21 protein-coding genes are annotated in these 21,783 nt (G+C 64.5%); 14 read left to right on the top strand and 7 right to left on the bottom strand.

What is annotated here, in order from left to right; all coding sequences use genetic code 11:
- The first annotated feature begins 388 nt into the window (after window positions 1–388).
- The 4 genes from X738_RS78465 to X738_RS78450 all read left to right on the top strand — a co-directional run bounded on the left by X738_RS78465 (window position 389) and on the right by X738_RS78450 (window position 5,433).
- On the top strand, window positions 389–1,945 hold the full coding sequence (locus X738_RS78465; RefSeq protein WP_023803779.1) for a DUF4153 domain-containing protein: 1,557 nt from the start codon (window positions 389–391) through the stop codon (window positions 1,943–1,945).
- Window positions 1,946–1,948: 3 nt separating this feature from the next.
- Window positions 1,949–2,644 carry a response regulator transcription factor gene (locus X738_RS78460; protein ID WP_023803778.1) on the top strand — a complete coding sequence of 232 codons (696 nt, stop codon included), beginning with the start codon at window positions 1,949–1,951 and terminating at the stop codon, window positions 2,642–2,644.
- Window positions 2,645–2,703: 59 nt separating this feature from the next.
- Window positions 2,704–4,200: an ATP-binding protein gene (locus X738_RS78455; protein WP_198032946.1), complete on the top strand. Its 1,497-nt coding sequence runs from the start codon at window positions 2,704–2,706 to the stop codon at window positions 4,198–4,200.
- Window positions 4,201–4,266: 66 nt separating this feature from the next.
- Window positions 4,267–5,433, top strand: coding sequence for an NAD(P)/FAD-dependent oxidoreductase (locus X738_RS78450; protein ID WP_023803776.1), 1,167 nt, complete (start codon window positions 4,267–4,269; stop codon window positions 5,431–5,433).
- Between the two features lie 42 nt (window positions 5,434–5,475).
- On the opposite strand, the gene X738_RS78445 is transcribed toward X738_RS78450, so the two are convergent.
- On the bottom strand, window positions 5,476–5,901 hold the full coding sequence (locus X738_RS78445) for a GNAT family N-acetyltransferase (protein WP_023803775.1): 426 nt from the start codon (window positions 5,899–5,901) through the stop codon (window positions 5,476–5,478).
- 152 nt (window positions 5,902–6,053) lie between these two features.
- Between X738_RS78445 and leuD the strand changes: the two genes are divergently transcribed.
- Both leuD and X738_RS78435 read left to right on the top strand, forming a co-directional pair.
- Window positions 6,054–6,659 carry a 3-isopropylmalate dehydratase small subunit gene (gene leuD / locus X738_RS78440; protein ID WP_023803774.1) on the top strand — a complete coding sequence of 202 codons (606 nt, stop codon included), beginning with the start codon at window positions 6,054–6,056 and terminating at the stop codon, window positions 6,657–6,659.
- A gap of 60 nt (window positions 6,660–6,719) precedes the next feature.
- On the top strand, window positions 6,720–7,649 hold the full coding sequence (locus X738_RS78435; RefSeq protein ID WP_023803773.1) for a hypothetical protein: 930 nt from the start codon (window positions 6,720–6,722) through the stop codon (window positions 7,647–7,649).
- Window positions 7,650–7,772: 123 nt separating this feature from the next.
- Here the strand turns inward: X738_RS78435 and X738_RS78430 are convergent, their stop codons facing one another.
- Entirely contained in the window at window positions 7,773–8,567 is a 795-nt protein-coding gene (locus X738_RS78430) for a lytic murein transglycosylase (protein ID WP_023803772.1), read from the bottom strand.
- A 267-nt stretch (window positions 8,568–8,834) separates the two neighbouring features.
- On the opposite strand from X738_RS78430, the gene X738_RS78425 reads away from it, so the two are divergent.
- The 7 genes from X738_RS78425 to rpsP all read left to right on the top strand — a co-directional run bounded on the left by X738_RS78425 (window position 8,835) and on the right by rpsP (window position 15,884).
- The gene (locus X738_RS78425) at window positions 8,835–10,082 is read left to right on the top strand and encodes a flavin monoamine oxidase family protein (protein ID WP_023803771.1); all 1,248 of its coding nucleotides are present in this window, start codon (window positions 8,835–8,837) and stop codon (window positions 10,080–10,082) included.
- A 100-nt stretch (window positions 10,083–10,182) separates the two neighbouring features.
- Complete coding sequence (locus tag X738_RS78420; protein WP_023803770.1) at window positions 10,183–11,277, top strand: zinc-binding metallopeptidase family protein; 1,095 nt, start codon at window positions 10,183–10,185, stop codon at window positions 11,275–11,277.
- Window positions 11,278–11,340: 63 nt separating this feature from the next.
- Window positions 11,341–11,940, top strand: a complete 600-nt coding sequence (locus tag X738_RS78415; RefSeq protein ID WP_023803769.1) for a DUF1236 domain-containing protein — start codon at window positions 11,341–11,343, stop codon at window positions 11,938–11,940.
- A 251-nt stretch (window positions 11,941–12,191) separates the two neighbouring features.
- Window positions 12,192–13,151 (top strand): CPBP family intramembrane glutamic endopeptidase, encoded by a 960-nt coding sequence (locus X738_RS78410; protein WP_031257015.1) that lies wholly within the window; start codon window positions 12,192–12,194, stop codon window positions 13,149–13,151.
- Between the two features lie 324 nt (window positions 13,152–13,475).
- Window positions 13,476–15,104 carry a signal recognition particle protein gene (gene ffh, locus X738_RS78405; protein WP_023803767.1) on the top strand — a complete coding sequence of 543 codons (1,629 nt, stop codon included), beginning with the start codon at window positions 13,476–13,478 and terminating at the stop codon, window positions 15,102–15,104.
- Between the two features lie 7 nt (window positions 15,105–15,111).
- A complete protein-coding gene (locus X738_RS78400) occupies window positions 15,112–15,438 on the top strand; it encodes a chorismate mutase (protein WP_023803766.1) in 327 nt (108 codons plus the stop codon).
- 44 nt (window positions 15,439–15,482) lie between these two features.
- Window positions 15,483–15,884 carry a 30S ribosomal protein S16 gene (gene rpsP, locus X738_RS78395; RefSeq protein ID WP_023803765.1) on the top strand — a complete coding sequence of 134 codons (402 nt, stop codon included), beginning with the start codon at window positions 15,483–15,485 and terminating at the stop codon, window positions 15,882–15,884.
- A gap of 76 nt (window positions 15,885–15,960) precedes the next feature.
- On the opposite strand, the gene X738_RS78390 is transcribed toward rpsP, so the two are convergent.
- From X738_RS78390 to X738_RS86475, 5 genes are all read right to left on the bottom strand, one after another.
- Complete coding sequence (locus X738_RS78390) at window positions 15,961–16,224, bottom strand: YMGG-like glycine zipper-containing protein (protein WP_023803764.1); 264 nt, start codon at window positions 16,222–16,224, stop codon at window positions 15,961–15,963.
- A 152-nt stretch (window positions 16,225–16,376) separates the two neighbouring features.
- Window positions 16,377–16,787: a DoxX family protein gene (locus tag X738_RS78385; RefSeq protein ID WP_023803763.1), complete on the bottom strand. Its 411-nt coding sequence runs from the start codon at window positions 16,785–16,787 to the stop codon at window positions 16,377–16,379.
- Between the two features lie 124 nt (window positions 16,788–16,911).
- Window positions 16,912–17,817 carry a bestrophin family protein gene (locus X738_RS78380; protein WP_023803762.1) on the bottom strand — a complete coding sequence of 302 codons (906 nt, stop codon included), beginning with the start codon at window positions 17,815–17,817 and terminating at the stop codon, window positions 16,912–16,914.
- Window positions 17,818–18,136: 319 nt separating this feature from the next.
- Window positions 18,137–19,171, bottom strand: a complete 1,035-nt coding sequence (locus X738_RS78375) for an aspartate-semialdehyde dehydrogenase (RefSeq protein ID WP_023803761.1) — start codon at window positions 19,169–19,171, stop codon at window positions 18,137–18,139.
- 105 nt (window positions 19,172–19,276) lie between these two features.
- Window positions 19,277–19,426, bottom strand: a complete 150-nt coding sequence (locus tag X738_RS86475) for a hypothetical protein (protein WP_198032945.1) — start codon at window positions 19,424–19,426, stop codon at window positions 19,277–19,279.
- A 199-nt stretch (window positions 19,427–19,625) separates the two neighbouring features.
- Here X738_RS86475 and X738_RS78370 point away from each other — a divergent pair, with 199 nt between their 5' ends.
- Window positions 19,626–21,482, top strand: a complete 1,857-nt coding sequence (locus X738_RS78370) for a DEAD/DEAH box helicase (protein ID WP_023803759.1) — start codon at window positions 19,626–19,628, stop codon at window positions 21,480–21,482.
- Window positions 21,483–21,783: the final 301 nt, after the last annotated feature.

The raw sequence follows: 21,783 nt of genomic DNA, 5'->3' as shown, positions 1-21,783 counted from the left end.
GCAATCAGTCCATTCTGTTACCTATCTATCCGGTTCGGACACCAGCCCCTTCTCCCCGTCACTATACGGGGAGAGGATGCCGGCAGGCAGGTGAGGGGCAGCGCAAGAGCCCGGAAAGGGGTGACGGGGCGGATTCAAAGCTGAAGTGATTCCTGACCCTGCACAAAAACTGCACAACATTGCGGAAAATCTCCTCGGACCCGCCTCGCTGCCTGCATTTCGGCCGGCGAAAAGGGCGCATGCAAGAGCGCGAAAAGCCCCGTTGGTTCCTGCCCCTCCGCGATGACGGTTGCTGGCTCATCGATCCGCCGCGTTCGGCGACTCTCTTTCCCTTCATCCGCAAATCTCCGCCCCCCGGCCGGATCAAAGCCGCTGAGAAAACCCGATCATGACATCGCTGCTTACCGCCGCGCCGGGCACTTGCGCGCGCTTCGGCGTTGCCGTCCTGCTTGCCGCGCTGGCCGATTTCTTCTTCTATGGGCAGCCGGTCGGCATCACGCTCTTCCTGTTCGGCATGACGCTGGCCGCCGCGGCCGCGGCGCTCCAGCCGTCGGCGCTCGGCGCCGGCCGGGCCTGGTTCAAACCCGTTGGCCTGCTTGTCGGGCTACTGCCGTTCCTTGAAAATGTCAGCGCGCTGTCCGTCGCGATCGGGCTTGCGGCGCTGGCCGTCTTTACGCTTTCGCTGGTCGGGCGGCTGCGGCGCGGATTTGCCCGCATTGCCGGCCAGGTCGCGCTGTTCCTGCTCGCAGCGCCGTTTCGGTTCGTCCACGATTTCGTCCGCTGGCGCAAGGCGGCGCGGCGGCTTGGCCGGCGGCGCATCGGCTTCGCGGCGATCGCCGTCTGGATCATGCCGCTGACCCTGGGCGCAGTGTTTCTGGCGCTGTTCGGCGCCGCCAATCCGGTTATCGAATACTGGCTGTCGCTGATCGATCTCCACGCACTGCTCGACCTCATCCAGCTGCCGCGGCTGGCCTTCTGGCTGGTCGTGCTTGCCGGCGTCTGGGCTTTTTTGCGCCCGCGCCTGCCGCGCTTCTTGCGCCGCATTGCGCGTCGGGTGACACCTGTCCCTGTCAGCGCGGTGACGACGACGACAAAACCCGCCAGGGCGATCGAGGACATCATCTTCGGCAAGGCCGCCATCCTTCGCGCGCTGGTCATCTTCAACATCCTGTTCGCGATGCAGACCGCGCTCGACGCCACCTATCTGTGGGGTGGCATCGCCCTGCCCGACGGGCTGACCTACGCCGCCTATGCGCACCGCGGCGCCTATCCGCTGATCGTCACGGCGCTGCTCGCCGCCGGTTTCGTGCTGGCGGCGCTCAGGCCGGGAAGTGCCACTTCCAGCGATCCGTTCATCCGCCGGCTGGTCTATGTCTGGGTGGCGCAGAACATCGTGCTGGTCATCTCGTCGATCCTGCGGCTTGAACTCTATGTCGGCATCTATGCGCTGACCTACTGGCGCGTCGCCGCCTTCGTCTGGATGGGGCTGGTGGCGGCGGGCCTTGCCCTGATCATCGCCCGCATCGCGCTCGGAAAATCCAATGAATGGCTGCTTTCCGCCAATCTTCTGACGCTATCGGCGACGCTTTATGCCTGCTCGTTAATCAATTTTGCCGCCCTGATCGCCAACTACAATGTCGAGCACTCATTCGAAATGACCGGCCACGGAACCGAGCTCGATTTCTGGTACCTGCGTTCGCTCGGTCCCAGCGCCCGGCCGGCACTCGATCGCTTCCTCGAGCAGCAGGCCAGGACGAATGCGGCCAGCTTTTCCCCCTACCGCGAACTCGCCCGTTTGCTGGGACAGGACGAGGCCCGCTACCGCGCGGCCCAGGAAAACTGGCGCGCCTGGAGCTTTCGCGACTGGCGGCTCCTTCGCACTCTGGACACGTCTATCCCGTTCGTGGTTCCTCAGGGCTCCGAACCCTTCGTGCCGGGCCGCTGATCGATGCCGCATCACATCCTGATCGCCGACGATGATCCGCACATCCGCGAGATCATCTGTTTCGCGCTTGAAAAGGCCGGCATGAAAACGGTTGCGGTAGCCGACGGCGCCGCCGCCTTGCAGGCGATCGAGCGCCGCGCGCCCGACCTTGTCGTGCTCGACATCGGCATGCCGGAGATGGACGGGCTGGAGGTCTGCCGGCGGCTGCGGCACACATCCGATGTGCCGGTGCTGTTCCTGTCCGCGCGTGATGAAGAAATCGATCGCATCCTGGGGCTCGAAATGGGTGGCGACGACTATGTCACCAAGCCGTTCAGCCCGCGCGAGCTGGTCGCCCGCGTCAACGTCATCCTGCGGCGCGCCCGCCCGGCAAAAGCCGAACAGGCCGACGACAGGCAATTCTCGCATGGCAGACTGGTTTTGCTGCCGGCCAGCCACGCCGCCAGCTTCGACGGCAGGCCGCTGGTGCTGACCTCGATCGAATTCGCCATCCTGAAGGGGTTTCTGGCGCGCCCGGCGCATGTGCTTGGGCGCGACATGGTGATGGCCAATGCCTATGCCGGCAACATCCATGTCGCCGACCGCACCGTCGACAGCCATATCCGCAACATCCGCGCCAAGCTGGCGGCGGCCGGCTGCACAGATGCGATCGAGACCGTGCATGGCGTCGGCTTCCGGCTCGGCCGGTGCGGCGCGTGACCGCGCATAAATGGCGGCCGCGCCTCGCCACCATCGTTGTCGCCATCCTGATCATGGTGATGGCGCTGCCGCTGGTCGGCCTGTTCTTCTTCAGGCTCTACGAGAACCAGCTGATCCGCCAGACCGAGGCCGAGCTGATCGCGCAGGGCGCCGCCCTTGCCGCCATCCATGCGCAAGAGGTCCGCGACGCCGGCATCCCGGCTGAAAAGCTCGGCGCGGCCGTGCCTGCCGACAGCGACAATCCGGACTCTCCCTACCGGCCGATCGAGCCGCGTCTCGATCTCGCCTCCGATAGGGTTCTGGCGACACGGCCTGCGGCGACGGTCGCCACCGTCGATCCCGCCTTCACGGCGATCGGCGCGCGGCTGTCGGGTATTCTTGCCGAGACGCAGAAAACCACGCTTGCCGGCTTTCGGCTGCTCGACCCAAAAGGCGTCGTCATCGCCGGACGCGAGGAGATCGGCCTGTCGCTCGGCGCCGTCGGCGAGGTTCGCGCAGCACTTGCCGGCCGCTATGCCAGCGCGCTCCGGCAGAGGGTTCCGAACCAGCCTTCACCTTCGCTCTATTCGGTCAGCCGCGGCACGAGAGTCCGCGTCTTCGTCGCCATGCCGGTCGCCGTCGACGGCAAGGTCGCCGGCGTCGTCTATCTGTCGCGGACGCCGAACAACATCGTCAAGCATCTTTATGGCGAGCGCGGCAAGGTGGTGCTGGCGGCGATCGCCATCCTCGGCGGCACGCTGCTCATCGGCCTGATCTTCCTGCGCACCGTCAGCCGGCCGATCTACGCGCTGATGGAGCGGACAAAGCGGATCGCCGCCGGTGATCGAGCAGCGATCAGGCCGCTCGACCATCATGGCACGCGCGAGATGGCAGCGCTGTCCGGCGCTTTCCTCGAGATGGCCGAAAAGCTGCATGCGCGCTCCGACAGCATCCAGACCTTCGCCACCCATGTCTCGCACGAGCTCAAATCGCCGCTGACGGCGCTCCAGGGGGCGGCCGAACTGCTGCGCGATTCAGGTAGCGCAATGGACGAGGCCGAGCGGCGGCGGTTTTCAGACAATATCGTCACCGACGCCGGGCGGCTCAATCTGCTGGTGCGTCGTCTGCTCGACCTGGCGCGCGCCGAAAATCTTGCGCCCAGCGGCGAAAGCACGTCGCTCAGTGCGGCCCTGGCGCTGTTGCCGACCGGGGACAGGCTGGCGCTTCGTATTGAGGCGGGCGGCGAGACCGGCCTGCGCATCTCGGCCGAGAACGCAGCGATCGTGCTCGCCAATCTCATCGACAATTCGGCAAGGCATGGCGCGACGCTGGTTTCGATCACGGCGGCGAGCGCAGGCGGCAAGGCGACGATCCAGGTGAGCGACGACGGCGCCGGCATTTCGCTGAGCAACCGCGCGCGTATTTTCGAGCCATTCTTCACCACACGCCGCGATTGCGGCGGCACCGGCATGGGCCTCGGCATCGTTCTGGCCCTGCTGAAAGCGCATGATGGCACGATCCGCCTGGTTGACTCCGAGCGCGGCACGCGCTTCGAGATCATCTTGCCGGCTGTATGAATTGCAGCATGATCGTTTCAGAAAACCGGCTTCGGGATCATGCTTCAGAACTGGAGAAGCGAAAAAGTGCGCTACGACGTCGTCATCATCGGCGGAGCCATCGTCGGCTCCTCGATCGCCTATTATTTGCGCGCGGAAGGGTTTTCGGGCTCGATCGCGCTGGTCGAGCGCGACCCGCAGTTCGCCCATGCGGCGACGACGCTGTCCTGCGCTTCGATCCGCCAGCAGTTTTCGATTCCGCAAAACATCCGGCTGTCGCAGTTCACGTTGAAACTGTTCCGGCGGCTGACGGCAGAGTTCGGGGCCGACGCCGATATCGGCTTTCGCGAAGGCGGCTACCTCATCCTTGCCGGCGAGAACGGGTTGCCGATCCTCAAGGCCAATCACCAGACGCAGTTGGCCGAGGGCGCCGACATCGTGCTTGAGGATGCGGAGGCGCTCGTCCGCCGGTTTGCATGGCTGTCGGCCGAGGGCATCACCGCCGGCGCCTATGGCCGCACGGGCGAGGGCTGGTTCGACGCGCATGCCATGCTGATGCTGTTCCGCAAGGCGCTGCGCGAGAAAAAGATCGATTTCATCACCGCCGATGTGACCGGCATCGAACGGCAGGGCGATCGTGTCACCGGCGTCGGCCTCGACAATGGCGAAAGGCTCGACGCCGGCATCGTCGTCAACGCCGCCGGGCCGAATGCCGGAAAAGTTTCGGAAATGGCCGGTCTGGTGCTGCCGGTGGAACCGCGCAAGCGCAATGTCTTCATCTTCGAGGCGCGCGAGAAATATGACGACATGCCGCTGCTGGTCGATCCCTCGGGCATTTATGTCCGGCCGGAAGGCTCGGTCTACATCACCGGCGGGGCCGAACCGGAAGACGGCGACGGCCCCGCCGATCCCAGCGATTTCGAGCCCGACTGGCCGCTGTTCGAAGAGGTGATCTGGCCGGTGTTGGCGACCCGCATTCCGGCCTTCGAGGCGATCAAGCCGACGCGCGCCTGGGCCGGCCATTACGACTACAACACGCTCGACCAGAACGCGGTGATCGGCCCGCATCCGCAGGTCGGGAATTTCCTCTTCGCCAACGGTTTTTCCGGCCACGGCCTGCAGCAGGCGCCGGCGGTCGGCAAGGCGCTGGCCGAGCTGATCGTGCATGGCGGCTACCGCACGGTGGACTGCTCGGCGTTTGGGTACAGCCGTGTCGCTGAGGGGCGGGCTTTCAGGGAGTTGAATGTGATCTGACGCTGGCGGGCATCAAAGGGTTCCGCACCGCAAGGCCAGCCGTCAGCGCTCGCGGCCAAACCAGAACGCGTCCGCCATCCGCGTCATGCCGATCCGTTCGTAGAAGCCGACGGCGTCGGGCACGGAGATCAGTGACATGGCGACGGATGGCCCGAGCTGCCGCCGCGCTTCGTCGAGCAGGCCCTTGCCGATGCCGAGCCCTTGCGCCGATTTGCAGACGGCGAGCTCGGAAATATAGCACACCCACGAGAAGTCGGTGATGCCTCGGGCGAGGCCAATCAGCGGCTTGCCAGGCGCATCGAGGCGCGCCGTCAACACCAGATCTGCATTGGCAAGCATCGCCTTCAGACGGACGTCGTCATCGATGGGCCGAGTGACGCCGAGGCCGGATTCCACCAGCACGCGGCGGAACTCGGCTGCGTCGAGGTTCGGTTCGGTGGCGTAGAGTACTTTGGGACGTGTTGTCATGCCGGCCAAGGTGCACCATAGGGCGGCAACTTTGAAGCGGTCCGTGCTCTAGGACCAAAGCTTGCGAAAACAGCCGCCTTTTATTTGCCTGCAGCTTTGTGTAAACCGGGCGCCAATACATCCCCGCAGCGAAAAGAAGACGGGCAAGACCTATGGAAAAATTCACCAAGCTCACCGGCGTTGCCGCGCCGATGCCGATCGTCAATGTCGACACCGACATGATCATTCCCAAGGATTATCTCAAGACGATCAAGCGCACCGGGCTCGGCAGCGGACTGTTTGCCGAAATGCGCTACACGGACGACGGCTCGGAAAACCCCGACTTCGTGCTCAACAAGCCGGCCTACCGCAAGGCGCAGATCTTGGTCGCCGGCGACAATTTCGGCTGCGGCTCGTCGCGCGAGCATGCGCCGTGGGCGCTGCTCGACTTCGGCATACGCTGCGTCATCTCGACCTCGTTCGCCGACATTTTCTACAACAACTGCTTCAAGAACGGCATCCTGCCGATCACCGTCAGCCCGGAGGATCTGGACAAGCTGATGGACGACGCCTCGCGCGGGTCCAACGCAACGCTGTCGATCGACCTCGAAGCCAAGGAAATCCGCGGACCGGACGGCGGCGTGGTCAAGTTCGACCTCGACGACTTCAAGCGGCACTGCCTCTTGAACGGGCTCGACGATATCGGCTTGACCATGGAGAAGGCCGACGCCATCGCCTCGTTCGAGAAGAAGAACGCCGAGCTGCGGCCCTGGGCCTGAACGGTACGATGACCCGGCCGCGACAGGCCGGGCTCGTGGCGGCTGAACGGAGGGACAGGCATGACACGTTCGCTGCTTGCCGGCGCCTGGGCGCTGGCGTGGACTCTGATGCCGGTGGCTGGCGCGCATGCACAGACCGACACGGTGCTCGTGCCGGCTGACGATGCGTCCGGCGGGGCCGCCGACCTGGGCGCGTCGAGCAATGCGGCCCTGGCCGAGGATGACGGCCAAGCACCGGTCCCGTTCGAGAATGGGCAGCTGACCATCACCCAGCAGGAAGACTATGGCGAGAAGGTGCTGGCCTATGACGGCAAGCAGCTGGCGCGCAATTACGATGTCTTCTTCGACAGGATTGTCGAGGTCGGCGGCGTCACGGTGGCGCTGGTCGATGTCGGCGACGGCGGCAATCAATGCGGTCCGGCCAAGGTGATCGTGTGGAAGCCGGAAGGCGGCACGATCCAAACGACCACCGTCGAGCAGGACGAATGCGGCGCCCCGCCGGCCGCGCTATCCGACGGCGCCATCTATTTCGTGCCCAATCTCTTGCCGGGCGAATCGAAGCCGGCGCTGCAATGGTCGCCGACCGGCGGGTTGTCGACCTCGGGCAACCTCGCCTACATGCCGGAGCCGGGTACAGGCTGGAAAGATGTCGACCCGGCGAAATACGACAGCATCGTCGATGCCTTCCATAACGAGGCCGTCTACAGGCAAGCCGCGTCGCTGCTCGGCAAGGAGATGCCCGACATGGCGACCAGCCTGCTGGTCGGCGGCGGCACCGAGAAAACCACCTCGGGCGTCTTCCACGCCAGCGGCTGCATCCCGCATGATTGCGGCGGCGACGACGGCTTCATGGCGATCGATCCGGCCAACCACAAGCTCTATTTCGCCCGCCGCGGCGACAAGCCCGAGCCGGATGCGTGGCCGGCGGTGAACACGTGGCCGGCCGAGGTTAGGGAAGCGATGGACAAGGCGCTCGGTTCGCCGAACTAGCTTCTCTGCTTCATGCCTTCGTTCCCGAGGCGGGGCCGAGCGGCGGCAGTCGTAACCTCAGACCATCGACAGACAAAAAAAGCCCGGCGCATGGCCGGGCTTTCCGTCGAATAGAGACTTGTATCACTCGCCGTCGATCGCCGTGGCGATGCGGGCGATGGCCTGTTGATAGTTGCTCGCGTCATTCCAGCCGGCAATTGCACCGAGATTCGCCTGTGCGCTGGCACCCGCCTGCCAACCATGAGCCTTGAGGAAGTTGGCGGTGGAAGCCAACGCAGTGGCCTTGTCGCGCAGATTTCCGCTGCCGACCCCGTATTTCAAGACATTTCCGGGCAGGAACTGCGTATGGCCAATCTCGCCATGCATGGCGCCGACCGACGAGGCGCTCAACGCGCCGCGATCAACCAGTTTCAGGGCTGCAACAGCATGCGGGTAGAAGAACTCCGGGCGGCGGCAATCATAGGCGAGCGTTACAATGGCAGAGACCGTATTCTGCTTGCCCAAGAAGGAACCGAAGCCGGTCTCCATCCCCCAGATGGCGAGCAACACACCCGGCGTCACGCCGTAGGTCCGTTCGATCTTGTCGAACAGCGCCGCGTTCGACTTCTTCAGTGAACGGCCCTTGGAAATGATCGTGGACGCGCCACGGCGCTTCATGAAAGCATCCACCGAGCCACCGAAAGCCTTGTGGATAGCGCGGTCGGCGGCGATCGTCCTTTTTGCGTAGGTCGCACTAGCCAGAGCGGCCAGACCCTTCGAGCCTACACCGCTGGCCCTTGCTTCCTGCGCGAACTCCGCCTTCCACGCTTCGAAGCCCGCGCCCGTTTTGCCGCATTGGGCGGCCTGTGCCGCTGTTGCCGCCGCAAGCATCATCGATGCCGCCGCCGCTAAAATCTTTGCCTTGGCAAAAAATGCCATGTTGCTCTCCTGGTTGCCTGGATCTTGTCCCAAATACGAATTTGCCAGCGAAACGCCCGCTTGTCACCGTTGGAGCGATTTGCGCCCACTTGGACGCAGTACGCTCCAGCACTTTACAATCTGCGCATCGTGCTTTCCGAGAATCGGAACCGACTTTCGGGGCCGATGCGCTAAGAACTCGTTTACGCATCCTCGCCGCAGCGCTGGCGAATGCCGGACAACTTGCTTACGATCAAGTAATTATTGTGGCGGGGGGCTAGAATATTCATGGAAGACGTTGACGTCGTTGTCATCGGCGCCGGCTCGGCGGGACTTTCCGCCGCCAAGACCATGCGTGCGGCCGGCCTTTCCTTCAAGCTGGTCGAAGCGATGAACCGTATCGGCGGCCGCGCCTGGACCAGCGACCAGCATTTCGGCGTTCCTTTCGACATCGGCTGCGCCTGGCTGCACGCGGCCAACCGCAATCCCTACTTTCCCGAGGCGCAAGCTGCCCGCTGGACGCTTCATCATCACGACATGAATATCGACCATCTCTATTATCGCAACCGAAAGGCGAGCGAGGACGAAGAGGCCGCAATGAAGGCGGCCGATATCAGGCTGTTCGAGCTGCTGGCGGCGCATGAGGTCAAGGTTGGTGACGACGACCGTCTTTCGGCATTGCTCGCCAGGGGCAATGCGCCGCGCGCCGCCGCCACCTTCGCCGGGCCGATGGACTTCGGCGCCGACGAGGACGAGATATCGATCCGCGACTTTCAGGCTGCCGCCGATCTCGATCCGAACTACTTCACCAAGGAGGGGTTCGGCGCGCTGGTCGCCCGTTTCGGCGCCGACGTGCCGGTCGAGCTGTCGACGCCGGTGCGGAAAATCCTCTGGGACGTGCCCGGCGTCGCCTGCGTCACCGATCGCGGCATCATCCGCGCCAAAGCGGTCATCGTCACCGCCTCGCCGGCGGTGCTCGCCTTCGAGGAGATCGAATTCGCGCCGGCGCTGCCAGACAGGCATTTCGCTGCCTTCTTCGACCTGCCGATGGGCATGCTGACCAAGCTGCCGGTTGAGATCAGGGGCACAAGGCTCGGGCTGGCGCCGTTCGACGACCTGCTGATCGAGCGGCTGGCCAGGCACGACATCTACTTCCTTTGCTTTCCCTTCGACCTCGACCTGATGGTCGGCTTCGTTGGCGGCGATTTCGCCTGGGAGATGTCGGCGGCGGGCGAGGCGGCAGGCGTCGACTTCGTCGTCGACCGGCTGTGCGCCATCTTCGGCGGCGACGTCAGAAAACATGTCGGGCGCGCCATGATGACCAATTGGGGCTGCGAGCGGTTCGTGCGCGGCGCCTATGCGGCGGCCCGACCCGGCCGTTCGCAGGCGCGCGCCACGCTGATGCAGCCGGTGGCGGAAAAAATCTTCTTCGCCGGCGAGCATCTGGCCGGTCCGCTGATGCAGACCTGCGGCGGCGCCAGGCTATCGGGCGAGGCGGTGGCGAGAACGGTCGCCGCCCAGCTTGCGGCAAAATAGCAACAGCAGGAACGCCGGCCGCCGACAGGCGTTTGGGCGATATGCCGCTGCGCACTATATCCGGGCCACATAATTTGAGACCTGGTGATTCGAGATTGGGATGAAGCTCTTCGATTGCCCGCATTGCGGCCACCGCCTCTATTTCGAGAACGCCCAGTGCCTGAACTGCGCCAGCTCCGTGCTCTACGATCCCGGGCATGCGCGCTTCGTGCTGTCTGGCGCCGGCGGCGTTTTCCAGTGCACCAATGCCGACGAGTGCGCCTGCAACTGGATGGCGGAACCTGGCCATGCCTTCTGCGGCGCCTGCGCGCTGAACCAGCTGATCCCGGACCTTTCGGTCGATGGCAACCGCCGTCGCTGGATCCGCGTCGAAGCGGCAAAGAAGCGGGCCATCTATTCGCTGCTCGCCGCCGGACTGCCGGTCGCGCCCAAGCGGAACGCCGGCGACGAGGCCGGCCTCGCCTTCGACTTCCTTGCCGATCCGATCGGCGGTCCGGGTGGCGCGCGCATCCTGACCGGCCATGACAACGGCCTGATCACACTCAATGTCGCCGAGGCGGATTCGGCCGAGCGCGAAAGACGGCGCGTCGAGATGGGCGAGAACTATCGCACTTTGCTCGGCCATTTCCGCCATGAACTCGGCCACTATTACTGGGACCGCCTGATCCGCGACGACCCGCAACGGCTTGCCGCCTTCCGCACATTGTTCGGCGACGAGCGCGCCGATTACGAGCAGGCGCTGAAGGCCTACCATGCCAATGGCGCGCCGCCCGACTGGCAGCAGGACCACATTTCCGCCTATGCCACGTCCCATCCCTGGGAGGACTGGGCCGAGACATGGGCACACCATCTGCACATCACCGATACGCTGGAGATGGTGCATGCGCTGAATTTCCCGCTCGGCCGGCTGGAAACCATGGAGGCCAACGACCTGTCGCGGGGCGACACCGGCGGCGAGCTCCAGCCGGCGCCGTCGGAACCTGCCGCCGTTCCCGAACCGTTCGAAAAGATCCTGGCCCGCTGGCTGGTGCTGTCGGAAGCGTCCAACTCGATCAACCGCTGCATGGGCCTGCCGGACCTCTATCCCTTCGTCATCTCGGAGCTGACGGCACAGAAGCTGGCCTTCGTCCATGAACTCCTGACCGGAGTCGTGAAAGAAACCGGAACAAAACGTGAGCCGGCCGAGGCGTTTTAGCCGGAACGCATGAGGTCTTGTTTCGTTTTCGTTCGCGAGGGACCATCAACACGGAGCGAAACCATGAAGCGCATACTGTTTCCTGCTGTCGCCGGAGCGCTTGTCGCCATGTCCGGCACAGCCTTGGCCGATACCGCCGTTTCGGCGGTCGCCGATCTCAACATTCGCGCCGGCCCAGGGCCGCAATACCCGGTGATCGGCGTGCTCGCCGCCGGCCAGTCGGCAACGCTCGATGGCTGCATCCAAAACAGCAAATGGTGCACCATAGCCGAGGCCAATGGCCAAGGCTGGATCTATTCCGACTATGTGACGGCCGATTTCGGCGGCAACGAGGTCGTCCTGACCCGGCGCCCGGCCGATGCAGACATTACCATCGTCGAAGCCCCCGCCGATGTCGACGATCCCGACATCTATACCGGAGCGATCGTCGCTGGCGAGCCGATCGAGCCGATCAGGCGGCCGCCGGCCGAAGTCCGCACCTACATCGAGACCAACCGGGTCGACCCGGTTTATCTCGAGGGCGAGGTGGTTACCGGCGCGACCTTGCCCGATACCGTCGAGTTGCGCGAGATTCCGGACTATGACTACCGCTATGTCTATGTGAACGGTCAGCCGGCACTGGTCGACCCCGGCACCCGACGCATCATGTACGTCGAGCGCTGACGGTGCCGAACAGGGCAATCGCCTCAGACGATTGACGGAATCCATGCTCGTTGGAGACCACTAATTGTCGAGATTGGCGCCGCCCCTCATCGTCCTGCCCGTCCTCCGCAGCAGCTGCGGAGGGTGGACCCGGCACTTCTCCCCGTATCGTGACGGGGAGAAGTGACCTTGCAATGCTGGCGGCTAGCGATTGCGCGGCACGACCCGATCGAATAGATCATGCGACCCGAAGCACCAGCCTGTGAGCCCGCGTGATAGACCCTGCCGCCTTCGACCGCTATCGGCATACTCCCAACGCCAAGACGACCCTGCCGCGGCTCCTGCTCGGAACGGCGATCGTCGTCCTGTTCTGGGTCGCGACGACCGTCGCCATGCTGTTCGGCGGCGCCTATTTCTTCGTCGTCTGGCAAGCATCGTCCGGCGCCCCGATGGAAGGAGGGGCGGTGCAGAATTTCATGGCCTCGCCCACCGGGATCCTCGCCGCGCTCGCCTCCTTTGCCGGAATCTGGCTCGGCCTGTGGGCTGCCATGCGCTGGGTCCATCGCGAGCCGCTGATGGCGCTGATCGGCACCAGCCGCCGCGTTTCGCCCTCGGGATTTTTTAGGGGATTGGCCGCGGTGCTGGTCACATCGCTGCTCTCCGAAATCCTGCTCTATCTCTTGCAGCCCGACATTGCGCGCGGTGCGATCGCCCTGTCGTCCTGGCTGCTGTTCCTGATCCCGATCGCCGCGCTGACCCTGCTGCAGACGTCGTCCGAAGAGGTGCTGTTTCGCGGCTATCTCCTCAGGGGCCTGGCCAACCGGTTTCAAAACCCCTTCATCTGGGCGCTGCTGCCAGGACTTCTGTTCACTGCGATGCATTGGAACCCAGGCTCGACGACCGCCATCAACGCCTGCGTGCTGGCCTCGATCGCCGCTTTTGCGCTGCTCCTGACGCTTGTGGTCTATGCCACGGGCAATCTCGGCGCGGCCTTCGGCGCCCACCTCGGCAACAATCTGACCGGCTTCCTGCTGATTTCGCACCAGCAAAGCTACAATTCCTTCGCCCTGTTCAACGCCAAGCCGCTCGAAGGCCCCGGCTGGACGACGCTTGATGCCGTCCTCATCGCGGCGATCGGCATCGTCTGCAGCCTGTTGACCGTTCTGCTGCTGCACCCGCGCTCGCCGCTGAAGGTCGAGCCGGATTTTTCGCACCCCGGCGGCCCAAGCTGATGCGCATCACGCTGGTGGTGCTGCCATAAACCAAACCGGCCCGGTTCAGCGTATTCGGCCCCGCACCTTGACTCCGCGGCCGATTTCCTGTCTACAGCCCGCGAATTCCGCGACGAGTATCCCTCCGAGCAAGCCGACCGGGACGCCGAAGCCTGTTTGAGGCGACGTGCTGTAAATCGATCCTGGAGGCCAACATCCGGCAGCGCTGTGCGCCCCCGGGTGCTTTTTGGCTTTGGGCTTTTGCCTGGACAGCTTGGGTTGGATACTGGGCGCGAACGCATTACCTCTCGGGCATCATCCGGGTGTCAGGGAAAAGGAAGAAGAATGTTTGAATCGCTACAGGAACGTCTTGGTTCGATCCTGAACGGCCTCACCGGCCGCGGCGCCCTGTCCGAGGCCGATGTCTCGGCGGCGCTGCGCGAGGTGCGCCGTGCGCTGCTTGAGGCCGACGTTGCGCTGGAAGTGGTGCGTTCCTTCACCGACAAGGTGCGCGAGAAGGCCGTCGGCGCCGCCGTGCTGAAGTCGATCAAGCCCGGGCAGATGGTCGTCAAGATCGTCCATGACGAGCTGGTCGGGATGCTGGGCGCCGAGGGCGTCGCCATCGACCTCAATGCACCGGCTCCAGTCGTCATCATGATGGTCGGCCTGCAGGGTTCCGGCAAGACCACGACATCGGCCAAGATCGCCAAGCGCCTCACCGAGCGTCAGAACAAGAAGGTCCTGATGGCCTCGCTCGACACGCGGCGTCCCGCCGCGCAGGAGCAGCTCCGTCAGCTCGGCGAGCAGGTCAAGGTCGCCACGCTGCCGATCGTCGAGGGCCAGACGCCGGTCGACATCGCCCGCCGCGCCGTGCAGGCGGCAAAGCTCGGCGGCCATGACGTCGTCATCCTCGACACCGCCGGCCGCACCCATATAGACGAGCCGCTGATGGTCGAGATGGCCGACATCAAGAAGGTCTCGTCGCCGCACGAAATCCTTTTGGTCGCCGATTCGCTGACGGGCCAAGATGCCGTCAATCTGGCAAAAAGCTTCGATGAGCGCGTCGGCATCACCGGCCTGGTGCTGACCCGTATGGATGGCGACGGCCGTGGTGGTGCGGCACTTTCCATGCGCGCCGTCACCGGCAAGCCTATCAAGCTGATCGGCACCGGCGAGAAAATGGACGGGCTGGAGGAATTCCATCCCAAGCGCATCGCCGACCGCATTCTCGGCATGGGCGACATCATCAGCCTCGTCGAAAAGGCTGCCGAAAACATCGACGCCGAGCAGGCGGCGGCGATGGCCAAGAAGATGCAGTCGGGCAAGTTCGACCTGAACGATCTTGCCGGCCAGCTTCAGCAGATGTCGAAGATGGGCGGCATGGGCGGCATCATGGGCATGATGCCGGGCATGGGCAAGATGAAGGACCAGATGGCTGCCGCCGGTCTCGACGACAAGATGTTCGGCCGCCAGCTCGCCATCATCTCGTCGATGACCAAGGCCGAGCGCGCCAACCCCGATATTCTGAAGCACTCGCGCAAGAAGCGCATCGCCGCAGGCTCCGGCACCGATGCGGCCGAGATCAACAAGCTCCTGAAGATGCACCGCGGCATGGCCGACATGATGAAAGCGATGGGCGGCAAGGGCAAAGGCGGTGGCCTGATGCGTGGCATGATGGGCGGTCTGGCCCAGAAGATGGGACTCGGCGGCATGATGCCAGGGGGCATGGGTGGCCCGGGCGGCATGATGGGCGGCGGCATGCCGGACCTGTCCAAGATGGACCCCAAGCAGCTCGAAGCCTTGCAGAAGCAAGCACAGGCAGCCGGTCTCGGCGGCATGAAGGGTCTTCCCGGTGGCCTCCCAGGTGGCGGTGGTCTGCCTGGGCTGCCCGGCGGCATGAAGCTTCCTGGTTTGCCAGGATCCGGCGGCGGTCTGCCAATGCTCGGCAAGAACGCCCCTGGCAAGAAGAAGTGAGGGCGCGATGAACGAAGAGAAGGACATGGCCGACGCACGCGCGGCGCTGGTCGACTACCGCGCCTCGATCGACAACATCGACGCAGCGCTCATCCACATGCTGGCCGAGCGTTTCCGCTGCACCAAGGCGGTCGGCGAGCTGAAGGCATCGCATGGCCTGCCGCCGGCCGATCCGGCGCGCGAGCAGCAGCAGATCGCCCGCCTTCGCCAACTGGCGAAGGACGCCCATCTCGACCCGGATTTCGCGGAGAAATTCCTGAACTTCGTCGTCCGCGAAGTGATCCGCCATCACGAGCATATCGCCGCATCCAACGGCGGAACGAAAACCGGCTGAGGACCAGCCGTAAACCCGAAAATCAGCGTTTTAGGAGAAAAGAAATGCCATTGAAAATCCGACTGGCCCGTGCGGGCTCGAAAAAGCGTCCCTATTACCACGTCGTCGTCGCCGACGCCCGTTCGCCGCGCGACGGCCGTTTCATCGAGTCGCTCGGCTCGTGGAACCCGCTGCTGCCCAAGGACGGCGAGCGGGTCAAGGTCGACGCCGACCGCGTCAAGCATTGGCTCTCGCACGGCGCCCAGCCGACCGACCGCGTGCTGCGCTTCCTCGACGAGGCCGGCATCGCCAAGCGCGAGGCCCGCTCCAATCCCAAGAAGGCCGAACCCGGCAAGAAGGCGCAGGAACGCGCCGCACTTCTGAAGAAGGCGCAGGACGATGCAGCCTCCGCGGTTGCCGCCGCGGCAGCCGCGCCGGCCGAGGCGGAAGCCGCGACCGCCGAATAATCCGCTTTTTATCGCTTACGGAACGGCGGGCGCTTTGCCCGCCGTTTCATTTCGTCGGAGCTATGACGCGGCCCGATCAATAGCCTGCCGGGCAGCGGGCGATGTAGACGCGTCCATAGCGATCGCGATAGCGGCACCGGCCGGGTTCGGTCGCACGACCGATCAGTGCGCCGGCGACGGCGCCGACAGCACCACCAACAACAGCTCCCTCCACCGGGTCATTTGCAGCGGCAGCGCCGACAGCAGCGCCTCCCAAGCCACCGACCGCGGCGCCCTGTTCTGTCCGGGAACAGGCTGCGAGCGTGGTTGCCAATATGATCAGGACCACCAATTTCTTCATCGTCGCTCCTCCCAAATGGGGTTTTCCGTCCTCGCCCCACATCGTCTAACTCGCAACCGGGCGATTTGATCCAAGGACAAGGAAGAAGGGTGGCGGCAGACAGCCGCCTCTCTGGCGGCGCGACCGCCATCGAAAGGCTTTTGACGCCGCCGCTACCGGCTGAACGGGATCAGCGAGCGCACCCCGGGATTGCGCAGGAAAAGGCCGCCCCACAGAATGAGGCCGAGATAGACGCCGAACAATGTGTGCGAGAACAGCGGGCTGCCAAGACGCGCGTGGGTCGCGATGGCGCCGCCGAGATAGGCGGTGAGCAGGACGGCGCCGAGCACCGAGGTGCGCGGCACCGCATAGAGCGCGGTCGAGACCAGCCCGACGATGCCGAGCATGCGCGAGACATCGGGATCGGCCGGCCAGCCGAGTTGCACCATGGTCTGGGTGACGATATCGAGCGGCGGCAGCTTGATGACGCCGTCGAAGGTCATGAACAGCACGATGAGGGCGCTGAGCCCGCGGCCGGTCCACAGCGCGCTCGGCGTGACGGATGCTGTTTGAGACATGGTCATTGGTCCTCCGGTTGTTTCGAGCCCTCTTGGCGAGGGTCGAACCAAGGACGCGGCGTGAGGCGGCGATCCGACACGCTTATGATTTTTCCAGCGCACGGTGCTTCGGTGAGCGCGGGAACAAACCCTAGGAAAAATAGTATTTTTTGGCGGGGATCATTTTTGGCGGCGCTTCGCCGAGCGCCTCGAACACCGAGATTTCACAGACGCGGCACAGACCGTCGAGGGCGAGATCGTTGGCCTCGGTGCCGAACGGGTCCTCGAGTTCCTCCGAAAGCGCGTCGAGGCCGAAAAAGGTGTAAGCGATCAGCGCCGTGAACAGCGGCGTCGCCCAACCGGCAGTCGAGGCCAGCCCAAACGGAAGCAGCAGGCAGAAGATATAGGCGGTGCGCTGCAACAGCAGCGTGTAGGCAAACGGAAGCGGTGTTCCCATGATGCGCTCGCAGCCGGCCTGCGCTGCGGCGATTTGCGACAGGCGCTCGTCGAGAATGCGGTAGCCCATGACATCGATTGCGCCGGCCCTGTACAACGCGGCGGCTCGCTCGCCCATCCGCCGCAGCATGGCGTCCGGCGGGTTGGCCAGCTTGGCAGCACTTTCGGCCGCTTCATCGATGAACGCGCGTGCTTCGGTCGTGGCATCGACCCGCCGAAGCAGGCCGCGCAGGAAGTGACAGAAGGCGATCGCCTCCATCAGCAGCCCGCGCAGTTCGACCCGATCCTCGATCAACCCGGTGCTGGCGCGCGCCAGATTGCGAATGTCGAACACAAGCTGGCCCCACAGCTTGCGCGCCTCCCACCAGCGGTCATAGGCGGCATTGTTACGGAAGCCGAGATAGATCGACAGCGCCACACCGAGCAAGGCGAGCGGCGCGGGCCCGGCATTGCCGAGGTCAAGCTGCAGGGCCCTGACCGCCAGCACCACCAGTGCGCCATAAATGCCGAAGCCGAAGATCTGCGGCAGGATGCGCGGCACCACCGAGCCGCGCATGATGAAGAACAGATGCAAAAATCCCGGGCGCGGGCGAACGATCATCGAAACCCCTTTCACGGACCGGCAATGATCCTGGTCGGTTCCATTGTGCGACGCAATACACGCACAAGCCCAGCCGCCAGCGACATGGCGATGTCGTCTTGCCGGTTTGAGGGCAGAGCAGGGCCAGGTGATGCCGGCCCGACGCGACCTAACTGAGGCGCCGGTGCCGCCCCTCATCCGCCTGCCGGCACCTTCTCCCCGCGAACGGGGAGAAGGGGCTAACGGCCGAAGGCCGAGCCCGCGACTGCGGGCCGCCGGTTGTCCGGCGCCCCCGCGGAGGGCCCGCCGCAGCAGCGGCGATACGGCCCGTGAGCGAAAACTACGCCGCCTTCTTCTTCGGTTGGATCAGCCCGCACTCGATCAGCAATTCGGCGATCTGCACCGCGTTGAGTGCCGCGCCCTTGCGCAGATTGTCGGAGACGATCCACATCGACAGGCCGTTGTCGACGGTCGAATCCTCGCGGATGCGCGAGATGAAGGTCGCGTCCTCGCCGGCCGAGTCCAGCGGCGTGATGTAGCCGCCGTCCTCGCGCTTGTCGAGAACCTGGCAGCCCGGCGCTTCGCGCAGGATCTCACGCGCTTCCTCGGCGGTGATCGGCTTTTCGAACTCGATGTTGACCGCTTCCGAATGGCCGATGAACACCGGCACGCGCACGCAGGTCGCCGTCAGCTTGATTTTGGGGTCGAGCATTTTCTTGGTCTCGGCGACCATCTTCCATTCTTCCTTGGTGAAGCCGTCGTCGAGGAAGACGTCGATGTGCGGGATGACGTTGAAGGCGATGCGCTTGGTGAACTTCTTGACGTCGACCTGATCGGCGACGAACACCGCGCGGGTCTGCGTGAACAGTTCGTCCATGCCTTCCTTGCCGGCGCCGGACACCGATTGATAGGTGGCGACGACGACACGCTTGATGGTGGCGAGGTCATGCAGCGGCTTCAGCGCCACGACCAGTTGCGCCGTCGAGCAGTTCGGGTTGGCGATGATGTTCTTGCGCGTGAACAGCGAAATCGCGTCCGGGTTCACTTCCGGCACGATCAGCGGCACGTCCTGGTCATAGCGGAAGGCCGACGAATTATCGATGACGACGCAGCCCTGCTTGCCGATCTTCGGCGACCATTCCTTCGAAACGTTGCCGCCGGCCGACATGATGCAGATGTCGGTATCGGAAAAATCATATTGGTCGAGCGCCCTGACCTTCAGCGTGCGATCCCCGAACGACACTTCCGTGCCCTGGCTGCGCCGCGAGGCCAGCGCCACCACCTCGCTCACCGGAAAGCCGCGCTCTTCCAGTATGTTGAGCATTTCCCGACCCACATTGCCCGTGGCGCCGACGATTGCAACCTTGAAACTCATCGAAATCTCCTGTCCTCTCCGCTCGGTTTTTTGGAGAAAACCCGCCGGCCGATGCGGGTTTCAACCCCGGGCCGGACCCGGGAGAGGGTGGTTAGGCCAAGGGAATCAGACCGTTTTAGGGGTCGTTTTACCGGTTTTTTTGGCCAAGAACGTGGTTTTGCTGGAACGAGCAGACGCGCCGAAACGCCCGGCCCAATGGTTCACATTGCGGCCCGGGACGTCGAAGGCAAGAAGCGCCATCAAAAGGCCGCGCATCGAAACTACCCCATTCGGTGCCGGCTTTTACGCGGTTTGCGTAAAGAGTCAATCGCGACGCAGCCAGACGGCTTGCCCTGTACAATGGCGGCGGCGCGAAGTACGAACGATTGGATCGTTTGGCTCGTGGCGCTCCTGGCGCTCGCCGACGGATGACCCATTGCCGGGCATAAAAGAATCCGAATTCCGAAAGAGTGAAATGTCCAATTTCGAAGCACTTGTCCCCGCGCTGGCAAAGGCGCTGGAAAAACGCGGCTATGTCGAGCTGACGCCGGTGCAGAAGGCGGTACTCGAGCTCGGACAGGCCGATGCGCTGGTTTCCGCCCAGACCGGCTCCGGCAAGACCGTCGCCTTCGGGCTGGCTCTGGCGCCGACCCTTCTCGACGGCGCCGAGCGCTTTTCCCAAGCCGCAGCACCGCTGGCGCTGGCCGTGGCACCGACGCGGGAGCTCGCTTTGCAGGTGACGCGCGAGCTCGAATGGCTCTACGAACTGACCGGCGCAGCGATAGCGTCCTGCGTCGGCGGCATGGACATGCGGACCGAGCGCCGCACGTTGGGGCGCGGCGCCCATATCGTCGTCGGCACGCCCGGCCGGCTGCGCGACCACATTACCCGCAATTCGCTCGACATGTCCGAGCTGAAGGCAGTTGTGCTCGACGAGGCCGACGAGATGCTCGATCTCGGCTTTCGCGAGGATCTGGAATTCATCCTCGACGCCGCTCCGGCCGAGCGCCGCACCTTGATGTTTTCGGCCACCGTGCCGCGCTCCATCGCGACGCTGGCCAAGGGCTACCAGCGCGATGCGGTGCGCATCTCGGCCGCCGGCGAGGAGAAGCAGCATCTCGACATCGAATACCGGGCGCTGAGCGTAGCCCAGGCCGACCGGGAAAATGCCATCATCAACGTGCTGCGCTATTACGAGGCGAAGAACGCTCTTGTGTTCTGCAACACGCGCGCCGCCGTCAATCACCTGACCGCGCGCTTCAACAACCGCAACTTTTCCGTCGTCGCGCTTTCGGGCGAGCTGAGCCAGAACGAGCGCAGCCACGCGCTGCAGGCGATGCGCGACGGCCGCGCAAAAGTCTGCATCGCCACCGACGTGGCGGCGCGCGGCATCGACCTGCCCAACCTCGAACTGGTGATCCACGCCGACCTGCCGACCAATCCGGAGACGCTTCTGCACCGAAGCGGGCGGACGGGACGGGCGGGACGCAAGGGTGTCAGCGCGCTGATCGTGCCCAACAATGCTCGCAGGCGCACTGAACGGCTGCTGCAAAGCGCTGGCCTTGCGGCGACCTGGGCAAGCCCGCCTTCGGCCGACGACGTCCTGCGCCGCGACGACGAGCGCATCCTCGCCGACCCGGTTTTCAGCGAGCCTGTGACGGATGATGAACGCGGCTTCATCAATGCGCTTCTTGAGCAGCATGGCCCCGATCAGGTGGCCGCCGCCTTCGTGCGTCTGTGCCGTTCCAGCCGTTCGGCGCCCGAGGATCTCCTAGACGTCGCTCCGTTCACGCCGTCGGGCGACAGGCCCTCTGGCGACAGATCTACCCGTCGCGACGAGGCGCCAAGCCGCCGCGACGATTTTGGCGACAGCGTCTGGTTCTCGCTGTCGGTGGGACGCAGGCAGAATGCCGAGCCGCGCTGGCTGATCCCGATGCTGTGCCGGACCGGCGGCATCTCCAAGCGCGAGATCGGCGCCATCAAGATGCAGCCGGAGGAAACTTTCGTGCAGATCGCGGCGGATTGGGCCGATCGGTTCCTCCAGGCGATCGGCCCGGACCGCAAGCTGCAGAACAACATCGCGGTGAAGCGGCTGGACGGCACGCCCGACCTGTCGCGGGCCGGCTACCAGGAGCCACGGCCGGACAAGAAGCCGCACCGCGGCAAGCGGACGTTCGACCAGAACGCGCCCAAATTCGAGAAGCGCGCACCGTCAGCCGATCAGCGCCCCGCCGCATTCGAGGCAAAACCCTGGGCCGGGAAGACAAGCAAGCCGAAATTCGACAAGGCCGGACCCGCCAAGAGCAAGAAAGCGAAGAAGCGGCCGGCTTAGCGATTTGCTGGCATCGTTGGCTTGTCATGGCCTGCAAGGGCTGGTCCTCGCCAAGGCAATCGATTCAGGTCTGCGCCGCCCCTCATCCGCCTGCCGGCACCTTCTCCCCGTAAACGGGGAGAAGCCCGCTGGCCGCAGCCTCGGCGTTCTTTCCGCGACGCCCGCGATTGGCGAAACCGGCGATGACAGCGTCCTTCTCCCCGTCACTATACGGGGAGTGCCCGGCAGGTGTCCGAACCGGATAGATAGGTAACAGAATGGACTGATTGCATGGGTGACAGTTTTCTCCTTCGCCGGGAGG

This window comes from Mesorhizobium sp. L48C026A00, assembly GCF_000502375.1.
Lineage (GTDB): Bacteria > Pseudomonadota > Alphaproteobacteria > Rhizobiales > Rhizobiaceae > Mesorhizobium > Mesorhizobium muleiense.
The sequence above is the reverse complement of the archived record's forward strand: the minus strand, read 5'-3'. Positions and strand labels throughout refer to the sequence as shown.

Bases quoted from the DNA above. Each gene is read 5' to 3' on its own strand.
- ffh (WP_023803767.1), top strand. From the start codon at position 13,476: ATGTTTGAATCGCTACAGGAACGTCTTGGTTCGATCCTGAACGGCCTC.
- X738_RS78460 (WP_023803778.1), top strand. From the start codon at position 1,949: ATGCCGCATCACATCCTGATCGCCGACGATGATCCGCACATCCGCGAG.
- X738_RS78380 (WP_023803762.1), bottom strand. From the start codon at position 17,817: ATGATCGTTCGCCCGCGCCCGGGATTTTTGCATCTGTTCTTCATCATG.
- X738_RS78425 (WP_023803771.1), top strand. From the start codon at position 8,835: ATGGAAGACGTTGACGTCGTTGTCATCGGCGCCGGCTCGGCGGGACTT.
- X738_RS78465 (WP_023803779.1), top strand. From the start codon at position 389: ATGACATCGCTGCTTACCGCCGCGCCGGGCACTTGCGCGCGCTTCGGC.
- X738_RS78415 (WP_023803769.1), top strand. From the start codon at position 11,341: ATGAAGCGCATACTGTTTCCTGCTGTCGCCGGAGCGCTTGTCGCCATG.
- X738_RS78430 (WP_023803772.1), bottom strand. From the start codon at position 8,567: ATGGCATTTTTTGCCAAGGCAAAGATTTTAGCGGCGGCGGCATCGATG.
- X738_RS78375 (WP_023803761.1), bottom strand. From the start codon at position 19,171: ATGAGTTTCAAGGTTGCAATCGTCGGCGCCACGGGCAATGTGGGTCGG.
- X738_RS78445 (WP_023803775.1), bottom strand. From the start codon at position 5,901: ATGACAACACGTCCCAAAGTACTCTACGCCACCGAACCGAACCTCGAC.
- X738_RS78385 (WP_023803763.1), bottom strand. From the start codon at position 16,787: ATGACCATGTCTCAAACAGCATCCGTCACGCCGAGCGCGCTGTGGACC.
- X738_RS78455 (WP_198032946.1), top strand. From the start codon at position 2,704: ATGGCGCTGCCGCTGGTCGGCCTGTTCTTCTTCAGGCTCTACGAGAAC.
- rpsP (WP_023803765.1), top strand. From the start codon at position 15,483: ATGCCATTGAAAATCCGACTGGCCCGTGCGGGCTCGAAAAAGCGTCCC.
- leuD (WP_023803774.1), top strand. From the start codon at position 6,054: ATGGAAAAATTCACCAAGCTCACCGGCGTTGCCGCGCCGATGCCGATC.
- X738_RS86475 (WP_198032945.1), bottom strand. From the start codon at position 19,426: ATGCGCGGCCTTTTGATGGCGCTTCTTGCCTTCGACGTCCCGGGCCGC.
- X738_RS78420 (WP_023803770.1), top strand. From the start codon at position 10,183: ATGAAGCTCTTCGATTGCCCGCATTGCGGCCACCGCCTCTATTTCGAG.
- X738_RS78435 (WP_023803773.1), top strand. From the start codon at position 6,720: ATGACACGTTCGCTGCTTGCCGGCGCCTGGGCGCTGGCGTGGACTCTG.
- X738_RS78400 (WP_023803766.1), top strand. From the start codon at position 15,112: ATGAACGAAGAGAAGGACATGGCCGACGCACGCGCGGCGCTGGTCGAC.
- X738_RS78370 (WP_023803759.1), top strand. From the start codon at position 19,626: ATGTCCAATTTCGAAGCACTTGTCCCCGCGCTGGCAAAGGCGCTGGAA.
- X738_RS78390 (WP_023803764.1), bottom strand. From the start codon at position 16,224: ATGAAGAAATTGGTGGTCCTGATCATATTGGCAACCACGCTCGCAGCC.